The sequence below is a fragment of the Pseudomonas sp. LB3P81 genome, from assembly GCF_054897965.1.
Map to the genome: position 1 here is coordinate 2,583,516 of NZ_JBUBVG010000001.1, position 20,217 is coordinate 2,603,732.

Annotated in this window: 10 protein-coding genes, 2 tRNA genes and 3 rRNA genes; 4 read left to right on the forward strand and 11 right to left on the reverse strand. The window is 57.1% G+C overall.

The window, feature by feature from the left end:
• The first annotated feature begins 40 nt into the window (after positions 1–40).
• The 4 genes from ACYZTL_RS12020 to ACYZTL_RS12035 all read left to right on the forward strand — a co-directional run bounded on the left by ACYZTL_RS12020 (position 41) and on the right by ACYZTL_RS12035 (position 2,806).
• Positions 41–991, forward strand: coding sequence for a LysR family transcriptional regulator (locus ACYZTL_RS12020; RefSeq protein WP_461951967.1), 951 nt, complete (start codon positions 41–43; stop codon positions 989–991).
• 143 nt (positions 992–1,134) lie between these two features.
• Positions 1,135–2,292 (forward strand): colicin E3/pyocin S6 family cytotoxin, encoded by a 1,158-nt coding sequence (locus ACYZTL_RS12025; RefSeq protein ID WP_461951968.1) that lies wholly within the window; start codon positions 1,135–1,137, stop codon positions 2,290–2,292.
• Between the two features lie 15 nt (positions 2,293–2,307).
• Entirely contained in the window at positions 2,308–2,550 is a 243-nt protein-coding gene (locus ACYZTL_RS12030; protein WP_461951969.1) for a pyocin S6 family toxin immunity protein, read from the forward strand.
• Positions 2,551–2,566: 16 nt separating this feature from the next.
• Positions 2,567–2,806 (forward strand): pyocin S6 family toxin immunity protein, encoded by a 240-nt coding sequence (locus tag ACYZTL_RS12035; RefSeq protein ID WP_461951970.1) that lies wholly within the window; start codon positions 2,567–2,569, stop codon positions 2,804–2,806.
• 57 nt (positions 2,807–2,863) lie between these two features.
• On the opposite strand, the gene ACYZTL_RS12040 is transcribed toward ACYZTL_RS12035, so the two are convergent.
• The 11 genes from ACYZTL_RS12040 to ACYZTL_RS12090 all read right to left on the reverse strand — a co-directional run bounded on the left by ACYZTL_RS12040 (position 2,864) and on the right by ACYZTL_RS12090 (position 20,007).
• Positions 2,864–3,382, reverse strand: coding sequence for an OmpA family protein (locus tag ACYZTL_RS12040; RefSeq protein ID WP_461951971.1), 519 nt, complete (start codon positions 3,380–3,382; stop codon positions 2,864–2,866).
• Positions 3,363–4,631 carry a diguanylate cyclase domain-containing protein gene (locus ACYZTL_RS12045; protein WP_461951972.1) on the reverse strand — a complete coding sequence of 423 codons (1,269 nt, stop codon included), beginning with the start codon at positions 4,629–4,631 and terminating at the stop codon, positions 3,363–3,365. The genes ACYZTL_RS12040 and ACYZTL_RS12045 overlap by 20 nt, the downstream gene beginning before the upstream one ends.
• Entirely contained in the window at positions 4,628–5,203 is a 576-nt protein-coding gene (locus tag ACYZTL_RS12050; RefSeq protein ID WP_461951973.1) for a YfiR family protein, read from the reverse strand. The genes ACYZTL_RS12045 and ACYZTL_RS12050 overlap by 4 nt, the downstream gene beginning before the upstream one ends.
• A 118-nt stretch (positions 5,204–5,321) precedes the next feature.
• A complete protein-coding gene (gene recD / locus ACYZTL_RS12055) occupies positions 5,322–7,430 on the reverse strand; it encodes an exodeoxyribonuclease V subunit alpha (RefSeq protein ID WP_461951974.1) in 2,109 nt (702 codons plus the stop codon).
• A complete protein-coding gene (gene recB / locus ACYZTL_RS12060) occupies positions 7,427–11,119 on the reverse strand; it encodes an exodeoxyribonuclease V subunit beta (RefSeq protein WP_461951975.1) in 3,693 nt (1,230 codons plus the stop codon). The genes recD and recB overlap by 4 nt, the downstream gene beginning before the upstream one ends.
• The gene (gene recC / locus ACYZTL_RS12065; RefSeq protein ID WP_461951976.1) at positions 11,116–14,568 is read right to left on the reverse strand and encodes an exodeoxyribonuclease V subunit gamma; all 3,453 of its coding nucleotides are present in this window, start codon (positions 14,566–14,568) and stop codon (positions 11,116–11,118) included. Before recC ends, recB begins: the two co-directional genes overlap by 4 nt.
• Positions 14,569–14,724: 156 nt before the next feature.
• A 5S ribosomal RNA gene (gene rrf, locus ACYZTL_RS12070) occupies positions 14,725–14,840 on the reverse strand.
• A 160-nt stretch (positions 14,841–15,000) separates the two neighbouring features.
• Positions 15,001–17,892: ribosomal RNA gene (locus ACYZTL_RS12075) — 23S ribosomal RNA — on the reverse strand.
• A 236-nt stretch (positions 17,893–18,128) separates the two neighbouring features.
• Positions 18,129–18,204: transfer RNA gene (locus ACYZTL_RS12080), tRNA-Ala, on the reverse strand.
• Between the two features lie 28 nt (positions 18,205–18,232).
• A tRNA-Ile gene (locus tag ACYZTL_RS12085) sits at positions 18,233–18,309 on the reverse strand.
• A gap of 161 nt (positions 18,310–18,470) precedes the next feature.
• Positions 18,471–20,007, reverse strand: a 16S ribosomal RNA gene (locus ACYZTL_RS12090).
• Together the 16S, 23S and 5S rRNA genes with 2 tRNA genes alongside form the textbook arrangement of a ribosomal RNA operon.
• Between the last annotated feature and the right edge of the window lie 210 nt (positions 20,008–20,217).

Genomic DNA, 20,217 nt, shown 5'->3' on the forward strand with positions numbered 1-20,217 from the left:
GCAAACTTCTAATAAGAACGCACATATAAGCCGGTCCATCATGCAAAAAAACATCACGTCCTTAGGTTCGCTGAACTGGGATGACCTCAAGTTTTTCCTCGAAGTCGCCCGCACCCGCAAGGCCAGCACCGCGGCCAAGCGCCTCGCAGTGGACTACACCACCGTGTCGCGGCGCATCAGTTCGCTGGAAGCGGCACTGGGCACATTGCTGTTCGAGAAATCCCGGACCAGCGGTTTCGTCCTGACCGCCGAAGGTCAGCGATTGCTCGGTTACGCCGAGTCGATCGAAAGCACACTGCACATGGCCTGCGAGCAGGTTTCAGGTTCCGGCGTGGCGCTGTCCGGTCACGTACGCATGGGCTGCACGGAAGGGTTCGGCAGCTTTTTCATCACCCCGCAACTGAGCCATTTCGTCGACGCCTACCCGGCGATCTCGGTGGACATCCTGCCACTGCCGCACTTCATCAGCCTGTCCAAGCGCGAGGCAGACATCGTCATTGCCCTGGAGCGTCCGGAACACGGCCCGTACGTCTGCTGCAAACTCTGCGACTACAAATTGCAGCTGTACGCGACCCAGGACTATCTGGACAAACACCCGCCCATCCGCCGCCCGGCAGACTTGGGCAAGCACTCATTCATCAGTTATGTCGACGACCTGGCATTCAGCTCGGAGCTGCTGTACCTGGCAAACGTGCTGCCCGGCGCGAGTGCCAATCTGCGCAGCACCAGCGTGATCGCGCAGTTCGTGGCAGCGCAGCAAGGCCGGTCGCTGGCGATTCTGCCGTGCTTCCTCGCCGCGCAGGATCCGCGATTGCTGCCGGTGTTGCCGGAAGAGATCAATATCACCCGGCAGTTCTGGATGTACTGTCGGGAGGATTTGAGGAAGCTGAAGCGGATCACCCTGTTGTGGGATTACATCCGTGCGGTCACTGAGCAGAATCAGGGTTTGTTGATGGGTGAAACGCGGGAACTAAAATTTGCTGATGTGTAGACCTGCAAGAAACAATCATCTCTCGACACTGAGGGAGTTGTACAAAAAACTGACTCCTTAGAGCATTTTCAGAAAGGGCCTACATCGCCCATGCATAGTCGCGTTGTAGGCTGCGCGGCCAACTTTCAGGATGATGTAGTTGCATGGCCGAAGGGAAATGTACCGGGCACCATTGCAGTGTGTGCTACGAAAAAAATCTTAAGGAAAAAGAACGACTCGATGCGCTTTTACAGGCTAAACGGAGACGGGCCGCCAAGGAGCCACCACCTACAGCAGATCCACCTCTTCCGAATAAAAGACCGAGGCCCCTGTTCAAGGGTTGCGTCTTCGCCAAGTCCTGCACACTGCCGGATGGGGTAATTAATCACAGCAATCCAGGTGGATTTGTACCACTCGAATCCCTGAACCAATACGGCAACTTTGCAGTACTGGGCACAGGCATTGCCGTAGCGGCCGGCGGTACTCCGCTGCAATGGATCGGTGGTTCCGCAAGTGCAGCGGCTCTTGCGAGTCATCTTCGCGGGACCTTGGCACTGGGGATAAGCAGTGTTTCTGCGACTGTCGCTGCGCCAGCGGCGGTAGGCTTCGCTGCGCTGCTGATGCCTGACACTACCTCCCCTGACAGTGCCTTCTATAAATCCGAGCAATACGCCCAGTTGAGCACTGGAAACACTCGGGCGCGGGTCAATGTGAAATATCTGCCAGACGGCTCTATAAGTGTGTACGGGTTTTATACCGGAACAAAAAGGGAGTGGCAGACGGTACCCGTAATCGCAGCAAAAATGCGTGGCGAACAAATGGTGGCTGACCTCGCGAACGGCATCGAGGTCATCTGGACTCCGGCAGCCAATCCCGACGAAATACTGGGCATTCCTGCACTCGAAGGCGTCACGCTGAAGCCAGGATCCTGGGTGTACCCGCCAACCGACCAGGCAGACAAGATACTCATCAACCCTGTCTATCCACCGGACTACCACGACGCGCTAATCTGGTTCCCCGACACCGCTATTCAGCCGATTTATATTTCGCTGAGCGTGATGGGGGACCATCGGTATCATCCAGCGCCTAAAGGACTGACAGCGTTTCCAGATGCAGCACGTGCAAAACGAAAATCGTCAGTCCAAGGTGGAGGCGGCAAAAGACACCGCTGGGTCGATAGCTCGGGAAGAATTTATGAATGGGATACCCAGCACGGCGCGGTGGAAATGTATGACAAGCAAGGTAAGCATTTAGGGGAGTTCAACCCTGAAACGGGGGCGCAAACAAAGCCCGCCAAACCCGGCAGGACAACACCGAAGTGAAGATAGGGGGTAGTTATGTATTTATGTGTTGAAGGCTTCTTTCCAGATGGTCACCCGGATGAGTTCCTCCAGTTTGAGCTGGACGTCTTACCTGAGTTTAATCAAGCCGTGCTGGATCTGGTGGGATGGAATTCCCTCGCAGACGGCGTGAGGCATGGCGTTGTAGATTTAACAGCGGCGCAAGTTAGGCAAATTGAAAAGGTGCTCGGTCGGTCCATACCAAGCGACCTTGATATTTGCATCAGCGTCCTTGCATAAAATGACGATGCAGCCTATGTACCTATGCATCACTGGTTTTTTACCTGACAGCGCCGAAGATAGCTCATTGAAATATGAGCTGGACGTTGCGCCCGAATTCGAACATAAAGTTATGAAAATACTGGGCTGGAAAAGTCTCGCCGCAGAGGCCGATGGGGAGCTACCACTGACACCTGAACAAATAAGTCAAATCGGTGCTGCCATCAACGAAGCCATACCCAGTAACCTTGATATGTTTATTGGTGTTGTAGCGTAGCGTCACCGACTATCCCAGCCATCAAGTAAAACGTAGACAGAGCATATTGTTCGCCGATTAACCGGCGCTAACCACGATCGACACCCGGCGGTTCTCGGTTCGGCCGGCTGCGGTGTCGTTGGAGGTAACGGGCTGACTGCTGCCGAGGCCGCGCAGCTGGATGTTTTGTTCTTTCATGCCGACCGCGGTCAGCACGTTGCCGACGCTTTTCGCACGGCGCAGGGACAGCTGTTCGTTATACGGTTCCTTGCCCGACGCGTCGGTGTGACCATCGACCCGCACCCGCTCGATCCCGACGCCCGGCAACGCCTTGCCAATGCGCTCGACGATCTCGGTGCTCTGCGGATTCAGAATTTCAACGTCACTGCCGAACAACACTTTGCCGGACAGGCCAAACGCCCAGCCCTCGTCGGTCAACTCGAAACCCTGCTGTTTGAGCACCGCGACCTGCGCAGGGGTCAGGCCTTTTTGCGGCGCCGTCTGGCAGCCGGACAACGCCAGCACCGCCATGAACAGGGTGATCGTGAAAATCGCAGGGGGAGTGAGAACACCGGCATTAGCTACTGGTTTGAACATCGGCGACAGGGTGCTCCGCCCCTGACGTGTGCTGTGCACCTCTGGCGAAGCGCTTGGCTTGGTACATCGCCGCATCGGCCGCGTTGAGCAGCGTCCCCGGTGTCACCCCATGTTCGGGGTACACGGCAATGCCAATACTGAGAGAAGTCAACACCTGGCAAGTCCCCGGCAACGGGATCGGCATTTCCATGCTCGCCAGGATTTTTTCGGCGATCCGCTCGGCGTCTTCAGTCTTGTGCAGCGGGGTCAGCAGGACGGCAAACTCGTCGCCCCCCAGGCGCGCCACCAGATCGTCAGCGCGCAACTGCGCGCGAACCCGATTGGCCACTGCCACCAGCACCGCATCGCCGGCGGCGTGACCGAAGTTATCGTTGATGTCCTTGAACCGGTCACTGTCGAGAAACAGCACTGCCACGCGTTCGTTGAACTTGTTGGCGTTGCGCAGTGAACGGATCAACCGGCCTTCGAAAAACGCCCGGTTCGGCAAGCCAGTGAGGCTGTCATGGCTGGCCTTGTGAGCCAGGATTTCGTTTTCGCTTTGCAGGTGGGTCTGCCAGGTTTCGAGTTCAGCAAGCAAGGCATTAAAGTCGTTACCCAGGTTGTCGAGCTCGGCGATGGCGGCCGGTGGCACACGCCGATCGAAGGTCCGCTCGCTACGTGCGGCGTGAGCTACGGAAGCCAGTCTGCGCAGGGGGCCGGTGATCCCGCGAAGTTGTCGGCGCGCGAGATAAATCGCCACCCAGGCACTGACAGCGGTGCACAGAACGATACCCACCAGGCCACTGAGCAAAAAACGCATCAGGCTGCCACCGTGACCAATGAGCTGGATGCTGCCGATTTCCTGGCCCTCATGGACAATCGGCATGCTGATCGGTTTTTCCAGAATCGCTTTGGCCATCTGCATTTCGAGGTCCGAGAACAATCCTGTTTCCGGCCGCTGCCAACGCGCCAACAACTTGCCTTGCTCGTCCAGCACCTGGGCATCGGCCACTTCTTCGGTGGACGCAATCAATGCCAGCGCTTCGGTGGCGGCCGCCTTGTCGTTGAACACCACCGCTGCTTCCACGGTGTAGTTGATGGAGCGTGCAATCAGGTGCAGGTTGTGGTCGGCATAGACCCGCAAAGCCAACACGCCGAGCAGCGTCAGCGAGACACTGGCCATGGCCACGCCCACCAACGCGACGATCAAATGACCGCGTCCGATGACCGAACGCAAGGTCGGACGGCTATCCGGTTTGAATAACTTCATGGTGCCGCCGGCTTGCGGCGGGACAGTTGCAGTACGCTGGGGTGAATTTTCACGCCGCTGCGGGCGACGGAATCGAGGTTGACCTCAAAGGACACCTGCTCATCGCTGACCCGCAGGCAGAACAGGCTGCCGACGGTGCATTGGTCGTCGCTTTCGCTGATGCTCAGCACCGGACGCCCCGCCAGCGAAGCAAATAGCCGGCTGCGTACTTCGCTGGTCAGTTTGCCGATGTACACCGCGTCGCATTCGCCGACAATGGATCGATTGGCGGCCAGCAACCGGCGCACGGTGACGGGACGGCCGGTGGCCTGGGTCGTGCCTTTGACCAGATCGTCGGTGTATTCGGTGGAGCCCAATATGCACAGTCGCAGTTGTGCCGGCTCAACAGGCCAGCGGGCATAACTGAGTATGCCGAGTACAACCTGCGTGACGGCTTTGGCGCGTTGATCGGCCATGCCGGGGGGCGTTTGCGCTTGCGCGAAAACGAGGCCACTGAGCAAACAGAGAATGCCTGCCAGCATGACTCGCTTGCAGACAACAATGCGCTCTGTCGTCCGGACAGCCACCTTCATGCAGGGATTCTCTTCGATCGTAACAGGATGATGTCGCAATGATATCATGGCGCCGAAACGTCCGCGAGGCCGCACAAGACGGCACTTCGGACAGTTTCCGTCGTCCAGCGCTGCTCCCTCAATCCCGCGATGGCATGGCCTCTTCCAACTCCAGCATCAACCCGCTCAAGCGTTTGACCTTGCGTCGCACCGCCTCTTCAAACACGCCGGTACGAGGTTCGATCAAGGTAAACCAGTGCTTGGCGCGGGTAATACCGGTGTAGATCAGCTCTTTGGTCAGAACCGGGTTCAGGGCGTCCGGCAAAATCAGCGCCGTGTGGGCGAACTCGGAGCCCTGGGACTTGTGCACGGTCATGGCGTACACCGTTTCGACATCATTCAGCCTGCTCGGCAGGACAAAGCGCACACCGCCCTGACCGTCGTTACGCGGGAAAGCCACGCGCAGCACGTGGCGCCCCGCCTCGGGCCCCTCGCGCTCCGGCAGCCTGAGAGCAATGCCGATGTCGCCGTTCATCAAGCCCAGGCCATAGTCGTTGCGGGTCATCAGCACCGGTCGACCTTCGTACCACTGCTGATTGCTGTCGATCAGTCGGGCCTTGAGCAGCGCATCGGTCACTCGCTGATTCAGGCCTTCCACTCCCCATGGCCCCTTGCGTACGGTGCACAGTAACTGAAAGGCGTCGAAGGCTTGCAGCACGTCGCGTGCCCAATCGGTCCAGCGCGGATCATCGAGGGTGCTGTCGAGTGGTGGTCGCAACTGGCGCAGCAGAGTCAGGTAATGCCGATACCCTTGCGGCCCGTCGCCATGGCCTTCGAGCAACAAGCGCTCCAGCGCCCTGTCGTGCTCCCCCTTGAGAGGCAGGGAAAACACATCGTCGTGGCTTCGAGCCGCCAACAACTTGCGGGCTTCTTCCGGTTGTTGCTGGTTGACCCAGCGTGCCAATTGGCCAATGCCGCTGCCTTCGCCGAACCGGCGCGAGTGCCGCAACATCACAACCTGCTGGGCCAGCGGATGAGTGCCGTGGGTGTCTTCCTGCAAACCGCTGGTCTCGAGGCTTTCATCACTGACCGTTTCCAGCCACTGGCGCGTCTGCGGGCTGTACCAACCCGCCTCGGCGTCGCGGCACAAATCGCCCAGCACGGCGCCGGCTTCCACCGATGCCAGTTGATCCTTGTCACCGAGCAGCACCAGTCGGGCATGGGTCGGCATCGCGTCGAGAAGATTGGCCATCATCTCCAGGTCGATCATCGAGGCTTCGTCGACCACCAGGACATCCAGCGGCAAGCGATTACCGGCGTGGTGCCGAAAGTGTCGGGTACCGGGACGGCTGCCGAGCAGACGGTGCACCGTGGTGACGTCTGACGGAATTTTTTCTCGCACAGCCTCAGCGACTTCAAGTGTCCGGACTTGCTGGCTGATGGACTCCGTCAGCCGTGCCGCGGCTTTGCCGGTAGGGGCGGCGAGGCGGATGCGCAGCGGTTTGTCAGCCTCCACCGCCGGCGCCTGCAACAACGCCAGCAACCGCACGACGGTGGTGGTCTTGCCGGTCCCGGGACCACCGGTGACGATGCTGAATGCACTGCGGGTTGCCAAGGCACATGCGAGTTTCTGCCAGTCGATCACCTTGCCGGGCCTGGCCGGGCCGAACAGACCGGTGAGGCGTTGGGGCAAATCATCCGGTGTGGATTCGTGTTCTGCCAGACGCAGGCGCAGCGCGTTATCGATACGCCGCTCGTACGCCCAGTAACGGCGCAGGTACAGACGTTTTCCCGATAACACCAACGGCCTTTGCTGCGCCGTTTCGCTGCTGTCGACCGCCAATGCAACCAGACTGCTGGAAGCCAGGACCTTGCACCAATGGGCGCCGTCCAGCGTCTCAAGCAATTGCGAAGGCAGTAACATCGCGCCACTTTGCAGATCGCCTTCCGGGGGCAAGGACAGGGCGAAGTCCGGCTCCTTGAGCGTCTCGAACAGATCCAGGCAGACGTGACCGTGGCCCAGTTGGTGACTGGTCAATGCCGCCGCCAGCAACACCAGTGGATCATCGTCGGGAGCAAGCTCGTGCAGAAAGGCAACGAAGGCTTTGTCCAGCGCTCGCAACCAGCCACGCTCGACCCAGCGCGTCAGCAACAACAGCAAATCATCGGCGCGACTCAACGGCGCCAGACTCGCCAGGCTTTCGTCTGCCAATGGGGTGGGCAACAAATTGGCGAAGGTGCGGCTCATAGCAATACTCCCTGTTCCCAGGCCGGTTCAGCCTTGGGTTCCGGTTTTCCCTGAAACAACCGGTCCAGACGTTCGATCAGCGCTCTTGGCGGACGGGCAAAGTACACGCCCTGACTGGACGCTCGCGTACCGCGCAGGAACAGATACACCGCCCCCCCGACATGCCGGTCGTAATCGTAATCGGCAAGCCGCGCCTTGAGCTGGCGATGCAGGGCCAACAGGTACAGCACGTATTGCAGGTCGTAGCGATTGTCCAGGATCGACTGTTCCATGGCCTGCTCGGTGTAGGCCATGTCATCGACGCCCAGCCAGTTGGATTTGTAATCGGCGACGTAATAACGACCATCGTGCTCGAACGTCAGGTCGATGAAGCCTTTGAACATGCCATTGAGCAACACTGGTTCGGCCGCGACACGGGCAACACCGTTGTGGGTATGTTGGCGGACCAGCTCGTCGAGCTTGAGTACATCGACCTTGTGGCTGGCGAACCAGAACTCCATCTCGACACGGTATTGTTTCAGTTGCCCGAAGATCACGGGCGCCTGTCCGGCGCCGATGTGCAGCGGGGACTTGAGCAAGTGCTGAAGCCAATCGCTCAGCGTGGTGATCCAGCCTTCCCAGCCACGGCGGTTGCAGCGACGGGCAATCGCATCTTCCACGGCTTGCGGCGTGGCGGCAAAACCTTCGTCACCGGCCCACTCAAGCAAACCATGGAGAAAGGTGCCGGGATTCGGACCGCGAGGGAATCGATGGATATCGGCACCGCCGGCGACCACTTCGCGCGGCGCTTCGGGATCGAGGCGCTCGTCGTCGAACAGCTTTTGCGCCTGCGGGTTTTCCGGTGCCTCATCACTGCCCACGCTCAGGCTGTCGCCGATGCGCAGGGCACTATAGGAGGCAATCCACCAGTTTTCGCTGGCCTTGCGCGTGGGGATCAGGGGAGCGAGCAATGTCGCCTCGTTCTGCGGTGGATGGTAATGCTCGTCGGTCTTTTCAGGCATCTCACTGTAATTCAGCGCGGGACAATCCTGCTGCAGGTCTTCCAGCCAGCGCTTCAAACCTTGCGACTCCGCTAATGGAGCACCGCCGCCCAACAGATAACCCAACGCCGAGAGGTGCAACACCGAGCTGTTGTTATTACCGCGCTTGAGGTCAGTGACGCCGAGCCAGCAGGCGTGTTGAGCCCGGGTCAGCGCCACATAAAGCAAACGCAGATCCTCGGCCAACCGTTCATCATCCGCCAGCGCGATCAACTCGGGCGTGGGCTTCAGGGTCACCTGAGCGTTGCCGGTTTCGTCGTGGTAATGCAGCGGCAAACGGCTACCGTCCACCGGTTTCGCCGAACACACGAACGGCAGAAACACCAAGGGATACTCAAGCCCCTTGGACTTGTGAATGGTCACGACCTTGACCAGTTGCTCGTCACTCTCAAGACGCAGGATCTGTTCCTCACCCGCCTGACCGGACAGCGCCAGATGTTCGGACAAATGCCGGATCAATGCTTGCTCACCATCAAGTTCAGCGGCCGCCTGTTGCAGCAGCTCGGACAGGTGCAGCAGGTTGGTCAACACCCGCTCGCCGTCGTTGCGCGCAATCAATGCCTGAGGCAGCTGGAAGTCATGCAGCAAGCGTCGCAGCATGGGCAGCACGCCTTGCTTGCGCCAGAGTTCGCGATAACCACGGAACTGCATGACCCGCGCTTCCCAGGCCAACTCGTCCTGATTCAACCGCTCAAGCTCTGCCAGCGACAGGTTCAACGTGATGCTCGCTAATGCTGCCCGCAACGGTCGCTCGACATCCGGCTCGGCGCAGGCTTTGAGCCAGGTCAGCAGATCGTGAGCTTCCTGGGCGGCGAACACCGAGTCCTTGTCCGACAGATAAACGCTGCGCACACCACGGGCGGAGAGTTCGGCGCGTACAGCCTGAGCTTCTTTGCCGTCGCGCACCAGAATCGCGATATCCGCCGGCAACAGGCCTCTGAAGTCCTTGCCGTCCTGGATGAAACCCGCCTTGCCTTGCTGTCCGCCGTTAAGCAACGCGGTGATTTCAGTGGCGCAAGCAGCGGCCAATTGCTGTCGGTACACCGCGCCCGACAGGGGCTGATCGGCGGACAGGTGCCAGATGTTCAGCGCGGGCACAACCTGCCCCTCGATGCTCAGAACTTCCTTGCGTCCCTGAGAGGCGACCGGCAGAAACGGCACGGGGTTTTCGCCATTTTTTTCGCGAAACAGGAACGCGCCCCGACCGGCCTCGCGCGATTCGGCGCGCGCAAACACATGGTTTACCGCACCGACCATGTCATGGCTGGAACGGAAGTTGGTGCCCAGTGTATGCAGTCGGCCAGCGGTGGCTTGGCGGGCGCGCAGGTAGGTATAGATATCGGCACCACGGAAGGCATAGATCGCCTGCTTTGGATCGCCGATCAGGAACAGGCCGCATTCAGGGTTGTTGTCTTCGATGCGATAGATGCTTTCGAAGATCCGGTATTGCACCGGGTCGGTGTCCTGGAATTCGTCGATCAACGCCACCGGAAACTGTTCGCGGATCAAGGTCGCCAGGCGTTCGCCACCTTCGGATTGCAGCGCGGCATCGAGGCGCAGCAGCATGTCATCGAAACCCATTTCCGCGCGACGACGCTTTTCTGCCTCGAACCGTGCCCCTACCCACTGAGCGGCGTGTTGCAGAACGGCGGCATCGGGAGTCGGCAATCCATCGAGACTGACCTTGAGGCCGGGCATGGCGTCCAGTCCCGGATGATTGGGGACCTCGCCCTTTTTCCACGCTTCAGCCATGCCATCGGGGGTCAGGCGGGTGAAGCCGGTGCCAATATCCAACTGCTCAAGCGATTCGTCTTCGGCCCAGGCCTTTAACTTTTCGAACCAGGGTTCGAAGTAGCGCGCCTGCATCTTGCGCCCATCGACGCTTTTGCTCGCAACACCCTCGTGACAAATGGCAAGCAACTCGTCCGCCCACTGACGCCAGGGCATTTTGAGTTCGATCAACGCTGCCCGTCGCTCTTGCAGGCATTCGACGATCAGCTCGGCAGGTTCTTTGCCTCCAACGCTGTTGCGTTCACTGGCGAACAATCCACGGACTCGTGGCAACAGGGCCGCCGGACCGCCCCAGTTACCGCGCACCCAGCTCAGCGCATCGCCTTGCATCGGGTAGCAGAACAATCGCCAGTAATCGCGCAGGACTTCGCCCAGCAAATCGCTGTGATCGGTTTCCAGGGTCTGGGTAAACAGGCTGCCACTGTCGAATGCGTGTTCGCGCAACATGCGCTGACACCAACTGTGGATGGTCGAGACAGCCGCTTCGTCCATCCACTGAGCGGCGATGTCCAGACGGTTCGCGCATCCGGGCCACTGCTCCGGAAGGTACTGATCACGCAACTCCGCAATCAGGGCATCCGGCGGCGGTGTTTCATCGCGGAAAAACCGCGCGGCTTCTGCCAGGCGCGTTCGAATGCGTTCGCGAAGCTCCTTGGTCGCGGCGTCAGTGAAGGTCACAACGAGGATTTGCGGCGGCAACAATTCACGCCCGAATTCGTTCGACTCCCCACCGTGGCCGAGGACCAGGCGCAGATACAGCGCGGAAATCGTGAAGGTCTTCCCGGTCCCGGCACTGGCTTCGATCAGTTGACTGCCGCGCAGCGGGAATGCCAGGGCCAGCGGTGTTTTCGCGGTCATGAGCGCGCCTCCTCGCTGGTCAATGAGCGCCACGGCGCTTCAAGCATTGGCTTGTATAAAGCGTTGCACCAATCGGGAAAAGTTTCGTCGGCCATCAGTGCGTCGTAGTCGGTGAACTGCCGGGCAAGTGCGGGACTCTCCCGACGCTCGCCATCAGTGGTGATGCCGTCGCCTTCATAGGCTTTGCGGGCAGCGGCATCGGCTTTCGCCGGATCTGTCTGAGCGACCCAGGCAAACGCTGTTTTCACCGCAATGGGCAGAGGCTGGCGCATGCCCGATTGCCAGGCCATCAACAGGTCGCCCAGGATTCGGGATGCGGTATCTTTTTCAATCGGACCCAGTAACAGACTGTCGTCACTGGCCACCAACGCAGTGGTCATTGCCATGCCACTGGCGCAGGCAACCAGATGATTGACCCATGGCCGAGTGAGGCGATGCCATTTGCGAGACTTGATCGAACCGATGCTGTTTGGAATCGTGGTGATCGACAGCAAACCACCGTCTGAACGTTGGTGCAGACTGCTGAGCCATCCTTCCAGACGCAGACCTTGAAGCTCGAGATTGACCGGCAGCGCGCTGGTGAGTGGTGTGGGCCATAACGCCAGAAGCTGTTGATAGCGTTGCAGCAGATCCGGCAATGGCTCGATCAACTCTCGTTGCAGGCATTCGCCGAAACCGGCCATGGGCAGGAGCCCGCTGTTTTGCAGGCGTTTGGCCTGTGCTTCCAATACCTCATCCGCGTGTTCAAGCTGTCCCAGCGCGGCGCCGAGCAAACTGTCGCTGAGGCTATAGCGTTGCAGCGCATCGAGTACAAAGGGTTCTTCATCGGCCAGCGGCACTTCAGCGGCTTCGAAGAACACCTTCAGCCGCTGGCTGAAGAAATGTCGCACAGGATTGCGCAGGAAATCCTGCAACTGACCGAGGCTCAGCGGCTCCTCCTGAACGTAAGGGTCCAGCATGTTGTTATCGCTTGCTGGCTCAACAGCTTGATGAAGCACCTGCCATTCGTTGGCGAAGCTGAACAACTCATCGCCTTCATGGAAATAACGGGCGCTGAACGGTTGCAACGGATGTTCCTGAGTCATGGCCTCAAGCAGATCTTCATCTGCATTGTGCAATCGCCAGCCACTGGCCAGATGGTCACGCAACTGGCCTATCAATACGGATGCGGGGCGCTCGCTGTTGTCACGAATGCTGCGGCCGACCCAACTGATATAGAGCTGGTCACATGCCGACAGCAGCGCTTCCAACAGCAGATAGCGATCGTCTTCGCGGCGCGAGCGGTCACCGGGTCGGTAATCGCTGCCCATGAGGTCGAAGTCCAAGGGCGGTTGCGCGCGCGGGTAATCGCCGTCATTCATGCCGAGCAGACAGACCAGTTTGAAGGGGATCGCGCGCATCGGCATCAATGTGCAGAAATTAACTGCGCCGGCGAGAAAGCGCTGGGACAAGCGACCTTGATCGAGGCCGGCGAGCCAGGCTTCGCGAACGACAGTCAACGGCAATTCGTCGTGCAAACCGACGGACTCGCAGGTCTCAAGCCAGGTTTCGCGCAACTCTTCGAGCTGGGCCAGCAGGTAGTCGTCATGTTCATTACTGGCCTGGAAAAACAACTGCACCAGCGCCTGCAACCGCATACCCCATTGCTTGGGCGCCGCCGGTTGAGACAGTTCCTGATGGGCAATCTCCAGCGCGTCCAGCAACGCAACCAGGGGACCGATGAGCGCAGCATCCAGACCACCGATCTCATCGTAGGGCTCGATGCCTTCGCAGGCACTGCCGCTTCCCACGGCATAGCCGAGCAACATCCGTCTCAGCCCGAAACGCCAACTGTTTTGTTCCAGTTCCTGAGGCAGGCCCAAGCCCGCTCGTTGTCCGGCGTTCATACCCCAACGGATACCTGCGCCTTCGATCCAGCGATGCAAGGTGGGCAGGTCGCGCTCCTCCACACCAAAGCGAGCGCGCAGTGCAGGAACATCCAGCAGGTCGAGGATTTCGCTGACGGGGAATCGGCTGTCGGGCAGCTTGAGCAGATGTTCGACAGCGATCAGCAGCGGATCACGGCCACGTTGCCCCTGGTCCGCGAGCGTGAAGGGAATGAAGCGCGGGTCATTGCGTTCAAGCTGACCAAATACTGCACGGATATGCGGTGCGTAGCTGTCGATATCCGGGACCATCACGATGACATCGCGGGGCCTTAAGTCGGGATTTGCACTGAAGCGGGCGAGCAACTGATCGTGAAGGATCTCCACTTCGCGCTGGGCGCTATGGGCGATGTGAAAACGGATTGATTGATCCGCTTTCACATCGACTGCCGGCCAGCGCTCACGCGTTTCATTCAGAGGACGTAATTCAAGAATGTCGTCCTGCAATTGATTGAGCATGTTCAGTGGCTGGCTGTCACTGAACAGGTCGATTCGCCCGTCACGAAACGCCGAGCGATAACTGTTGGGATCGTCGTAGCTGTCGAGCAGATTGATGTAGTCCCGCCCCTGCTTGCCCCAAGCAGCCAACAGTGGATGTGCATGCTGATGCAGGGTTTGCGGATCCAGGACAGCCGGCATGCCGCTCTTGCGAGCCTGACGTTTGTATTGATGCCGTAACAGGTCTTTATCGGCGACGATGTCCGCCCAATGGTGGCGACACGGGTTATGAACGCACAGCAAAACCTGACTGAAACGGGCCAGCCCGGCAAGCGCTTCCAGAGCCTGAGCGGGAAGTGAAGAAATACCGAAAACGATCACTCGTGAAGGAAGCCCATCAGGCGCAATGTCGAGGCTATTGATACGCTCGATAAATCGTTGGTGGACGCCGGCACGGCTTTGCGCCATGCCTTGTTCACCGACATCCAGCAACAGTGCACGCCACAGCTCTGCTTGCCAGCAGTTGGCCGGAGTCAGAGGTTTCGCTTCACCGCGGCCGTTGCGTAGTTGATGACGACCGTCTGCCCAGTCTTCGAGCCAGTCGGCTCGGTACACCTGATACTGGTCGAACAGGTCAGCCAGTCGCTCGGCCAATTGATAGCGTTTGCGCAAATCGGTGTCATGGGTAAGGAAGCGTTGCAGAGGCTCGAAGTGTGGCTGATCGATCAACTGCGGAAGCAGGCGCATGAGGCGCCAGGTCAGCGGGGCTTTATCGAGCAGGGATTTGACCGGAATTTCATCTCGTCCAAGGACCATGCGATAGAGTTGCCACATGAAGCTGCCCGGCAACTGCACATCGATCGCTGCGGCGATACCGCAGCCACCCATGTCATCCTCTTTCGGATCCTCAGCCAGTGCCAGTTTCAACCACTGGGCGATGCCATTGCTCTGTACCAGAGCGATTTCATTTTCCAAGGGTGCCAGTGGGTAGCGCCGCATCCAGCCGACCACCAGGTTGCGCAATTCGTCCAGGCGGTTGCCGTGAACCACCATAAAACCAGCACTGAGGGACGTCGCGTCCGGCATAAAGGCTTCCTTGGAAAAATACAAAAGCTAGGGCCGAACCTTAGCATTGTCGGGAGACTGTGACAGCCGGAAGCCGTCCGGTGTTGCTGTACGAACTTTCCTGCGGGCAAAACAAAACCCCTACCTGCATACGCAGATAGGGGTTTCGGAATTTAATCTTGACGATGACCTACTCTCACATGGGGAAACCCCACACTACCATCGGCGATGCATCGTTTCACTGCTGAGTTCGGGATGGGATCAGGTGGTTCCAATGCTCTATGGTCGTCAAGAAATTCTTGAGCTGACGCGTCTTTCGACGTTCCAGCGAATTGGGTATGCGATAGTTTGTGTGTTTTTACTCGAACTTTCGGTTCGTTTCGTCTTCACACACCGCAATCTGGTGCCTCTTCTGCTTTTCAGCTCAAAGCATGCAAATTGCTTGGGTGTTATATGGTCAAGCCTCACGGGCAATTAGTATTGGTTAGCTCAACGCCTCACAGCGCTTACACACCCAACCTATCAACGTCGTAGTCTTCGACGGCCCTTCAGGGGACTCAAGGTCCCAGTGAGATCTCATCTTGAGGCTAGTTTCCCGCTTAGATGCTTTCAGCGGTTATCTATTCCGAACATAGCTACCCGGCAATGCCACTGGCGTGACAACCGGAACACCAGAGGTTCGTCCACTCCGGTCCTCTCGTACTAGGAGCAGCCCCTCTCAAATCTCAAACGTCCACGGCAGATAGGGACCGAACTGTCTCACGACGTTCTAAACCCAGCTCGCGTACCACTTTAAATGGCGAACAGCCATACCCTTGGGACCGGCTTCAGCCCCAGGATGTGATGAGCCGACATCGAGGTGCCAAACACCGCCGTCGATATGAACTCTTGGGCGGTATCAGCCTGTTATCCCCGGAGTACCTTTTATCCGTTGAGCGATGGCCCTTCCATACAGAACCACCGGATCACTAAGACCTACTTTCGTACCTGCTCGACGTGTCTGTCTCGCAGTCAAGCGCGCTTTTGCCTTTATACTCTACGACCGATTTCCGACCGGTCTGAGCGCACCTTCGTACTCCTCCGTTACTCTTTAGGAGGAGACCGCCCCAGTCAAACTACCCACCATACACTGTCCTCGATCCGGATAACGGACCTGAGTTAGAACCTCAAAGTTGCCAGGGTGGTATTTCAAGGTTGGCTCCACGCGAACTGGCGTCCACGCTTCAAAGCCTCCCACCTATCCTACACAAGCAAATTCAAAGTCCAGTGCAAAGCTATAGTAAAGGTTCACGGGGTCTTTCCGTCTAGCCGCGGATACACTGCATCTTCACAGCGATTTCAATTTCACTGAGTCTCGGGTGGAGACAGCGCCGCCATCGTTACGCCATTCGTGCAGGTCGGAACTTACCCGACAAGGAATTTCGCTACCTTAGGACCGTTATAGTTACGGCCGCCGTTTACCGGGGCTTCGATCAAGAGCTTCGCGTTAGCTAACCCCATCAATTAACCTTCCGGCACCGGGCAGGCGTCACACCCTATACGTCCACTTTCGTGTTTGCAGAGTGCTGTGTTTTTAATAAACAGTCGCAGCGGCCTGGTATCTTCGACCGGCATGAGCTTACGGAGCAAGTCCTTCACCCTCACCGGCGCACCTTCTCCCGAAGTTACGGTGCCATTTTGCCTAGTTCCTTCACCCGAGTTCTCTCAAGCGCCTTGGTATTCTCTACCCAACCACCTGTGTCGGTTTGGGGTACGGTTCCTGGTTACCTGAAGCTTAGAAGCTTTTCTTGGAAGCATGGCATCAACCACTTCGTGTTCTAAAAGAACACTCGTCATCAGCTCTCGGCCTTAGACTCCCGGATTTACCTAAGAGTCCAGCCTACCACCTTAAACTTGGACAACCAACGCCAAGCTGGCCTAGCCTTCTCCGTCCCTCCATCGCAATAACCAGAAGTACAGGAATATTAACCTGTTTTCCATCGACTACGCTTTTCAGCCTCGCCTTAGGGACCGACTAACCCTGCGTCGATTAACGTTGCGCAGGAAACCTTGGTCTTTCGGCGTGGGTGTTTTTCACACCCATTGTCGTTACTCATGTCAGCATTCGCACTTCTGATACCTCCAGCAAGCTTCTCAACTCACCTTCACAGGCTTACAGAACGCTCCTCTACCGCATCACCTAAGTGATACCCGTAGCTTCGGTGTATGGTTTGAGCCCCGTTACATCTTCCGCGCAGGCCGACTCGACTAGTGAGCTATTACGCTTTCTTTAAAGGGTGGCTGCTTCTAAGCCAACCTCCTAGCTGTCTAAGCCTTCCCACATCGTTTCCCACTTAACCATAACTTTGGGACCTTAGCTGACGGTCTGGGTTGTTTCCCTTTTCACGACGGACGTTAGCACCCGCCGTGTGTCTCCCATGCTCGGCACTTGTAGGTATTCGGAGTTTGCATCGGTTTGGTAAGTCGGGATGACCCCCTAGCCGAAACAGTGCTCTACCCCCTACAGTGATACATGAGGCGCTACCTAAATAGCTTTCGAGGAGAACCAGCTATCTCCGAGCTTGATTAGCCTTTCACTCCGATCCACAGGTCATCCGCTAACTTTTCAACGGTAGTCGGTTCGGTCCTCCAGTTAGTGTTACCCAACCTTCAACCTGCCCATGGATAGATCGCCCGGTTTCGGGTCTATTCCCAGCGACTAGACGCCCTATTAAGACTCGCTTTCGCTACGCCTCCCCTATTCGGTTAAGCTCGCCACTGAAAATAAGTCGCTGACCCATTATACAAAAGGTACGCAGTCACCCAACAAAGTGGGCTCCCACTGCTTGTACGCATACGGTTTCAGGATCTATTTCACTCCCCTCTCCGGGGTTCTTTTCGCCTTTCCCTCACGGTACTAGTTCACTATCGGTCAGTCAGTAGTATTTAGCCTTGGAGGATGGTCCCCCCATATTCAGACAAAGTTTCTCGTGCTCCGTCCTACTCGATTTCATGACCAAGAGATTTTCGCGTACAGGGCTATCACCCACTATGGCCGCACTTTCCAGAGCGTTCCGCTAATCTCAAAGCCACTTAAGGGCTAGTCCCCGTTCGCTCGCCACTACTAAGGGAATCTCGGTTGATTTCTTTTCCTCAGGGTACTTAGATGTTTCAGTTCCCCTGGTTCGCTTCTTAAGCCTATGTATTCAGCTTAAGATACCTAACTTATGTTAGGTGGGTTCCCCCATTCAGACATCTCCGGATCAAAGTCTGTTTGCCGACTCCCCGAAGCTTTTCGCAGGCTACCACGTCTTTCATCGCCTCTGACTGCCAAGGCATCCACCGTATGCGCTTCTTCACTTGACCATATAACCCCAAGCAATCTGGTTATACTGTGAAGACGACATTCGCCGAAAATTCGCGATTAAACTCACAAATTTTACCTTAGCCTGAATAAACACCAGTGAAAGTGCTATCCAGTCTATCTTTCTATCACATACCCAAATTTTTAAAGAACGATCTAGCCAAAGACTAGAAATCAACATTCACCATGATCACCATGGAATGCTCATTTCTAAGCTTTCAACAAACAGAAGCAGTAGTGGTGGAGCCAAACGGGATCGAACCGTTGACCTCCTGCGTGCAAGGCAGGCGCTCTCCCAGCTGAGCTATGGCCCCGTATTGCTACAGGTTCCCACACAAAAATTGGTGGGTCTGGGCAGATTCGAACTGCCGACCTCACCCTTATCAGGGGTGCGCTCTAACCAACTGAGCTACAGACCCAATTTTGAGCTATCAGGCCGACCTCACCCTGCTCTTTACCACAAAGCATGGGGTGCGCTCTAACCAACCAAGCTACAACCCGTCAGGGCTGCTTCTTATCGTCTTCTTCAATGAATCAAGCAATTCGTGTGGGAACTTATGGAGCAGCTGATGTCGTCGATTAAGGAGGTGATCCAGCCGCAGGTTCCCCTACGGCTACCTTGTTACGACTTCACCCCAGTCATGAATCACACCGTGGTAACCGTCCTCCCGAAGGTTAGACTAGCTACTTCTGGTGCAACCCACTCCCATGGTGTGACGGGCGGTGTGTACAAGGCCCGGGAACGTATTCACCGCGACATTCTGATTCGCGATTACTAGCGATTCCGACTTCACGCAGTCGAGTTGCAGACTGCGATCCGGACTACGATCGGTTTTATGGGATTAGCTCCACCTCGCGGCTTGGCAACCCTCTGTACCGACCATTGTAGCACGTGTGTAGCCCAGGCCGTAAGGGCCATGATGACTTGACGTCATCCCCACCTTCCTCCGGTTTGTCACCGGCAGTCTCCTTAGAGTGCCCACCATGACGTGCTGGTAACTAAGGACAAGGGTTGCGCTCGTTACGGGACTTAACCCAACATCTCACGACACGAGCTGACGACAGCCATGCAGCACCTGTCTCAATGTTCCCGAAGGCACCAATCCATCTCTGGAAAGTTCATTGGATGTCAAGGCCTGGTAAGGTTCTTCGCGTTGCTTCGAATTAAACCACATGCTCCACCGCTTGTGCGGGCCCCCGTCAATTCATTTGAGTTTTAACCTTGCGGCCGTACTCCCCAGGCGGTCAACTTAATGCGTTAGCTGCGCCACTAAGAGCTCAAGGCTCCCAACGGCTAGTTGACATCGTTTACGGCGTGGACTACCAGGGTATCTAATCCTGTTTGCTCCCCACGCTTTCGCACCTCAGTGTCAGTATCAGTCCAGGTGGTCGCCTTCGCCACTGGTGTTCCTTCCTATATCTACGCATTTCACCGCTACACAGGAAATTCCACCACCCTCTACCATACTCTAGCTTGTCAGTTTTGAATGCAGTTCCCAGGTTGAGCCCGGGGATTTCACATCCAACTTAACAAACCACCTACGCGCGCTTTACGCCCAGTAATTCCGATTAACGCTTGCACCCTCTGTATTACCGCGGCTGCTGGCACAGAGTTAGCCGGTGCTTATTCTGTCGGTAACGTCAAAACACTAACGTATTAGGTTAATGCCCTTCCTCCCAACTTAAAGTGCTTTACAATCCGAAGACCTTCTTCACACACGCGGCATGGCTGGATCAGGCTTTCGCCCATTGTCCAATATTCCCCACTGCTGCCTCCCGTAGGAGTCTGGACCGTGTCTCAGTTCCAGTGTGACTGATCATCCTCTCAGACCAGTTACGGATCGTCGCCTTGGTGAGCCATTACCTCACCAACTAGCTAATCCGACCTAGGCTCATCTGATAGCGCAAGGCCCGAAGGTCCCCTGCTTTCTCCCGTAGGACGTATGCGGTATTAGCGTCCGTTTCCGAGCGTTATCCCCCACTACCAGGCAGATTCCTAGGCATTACTCACCCGTCCGCCGCTCTCAAGAGAAGCAAGCTTCTCTCTACCGCTCGACTTGCATGTGTTAGGCCTGCCGCCAGCGTTCAATCTGAGCCATGATCAAACTCTTCAGTTCAAACATCTTTGGGTTTTTAAGAAACCCTAAACTTGGCTCAGCAATCGTTGGCTACATCTTTGATTTCTCGCGGAGTAACTTGTGATGCTGATAATCTTGTTGACTATCAGTCTGACTCCACAAGCACCCACACGAATTGCTTGATTCAGTTGTTAAAGAGCGGTTGGTTAAGATCTTTCGTCTCAACCGAGGCGCGCATTCTACAGCGTC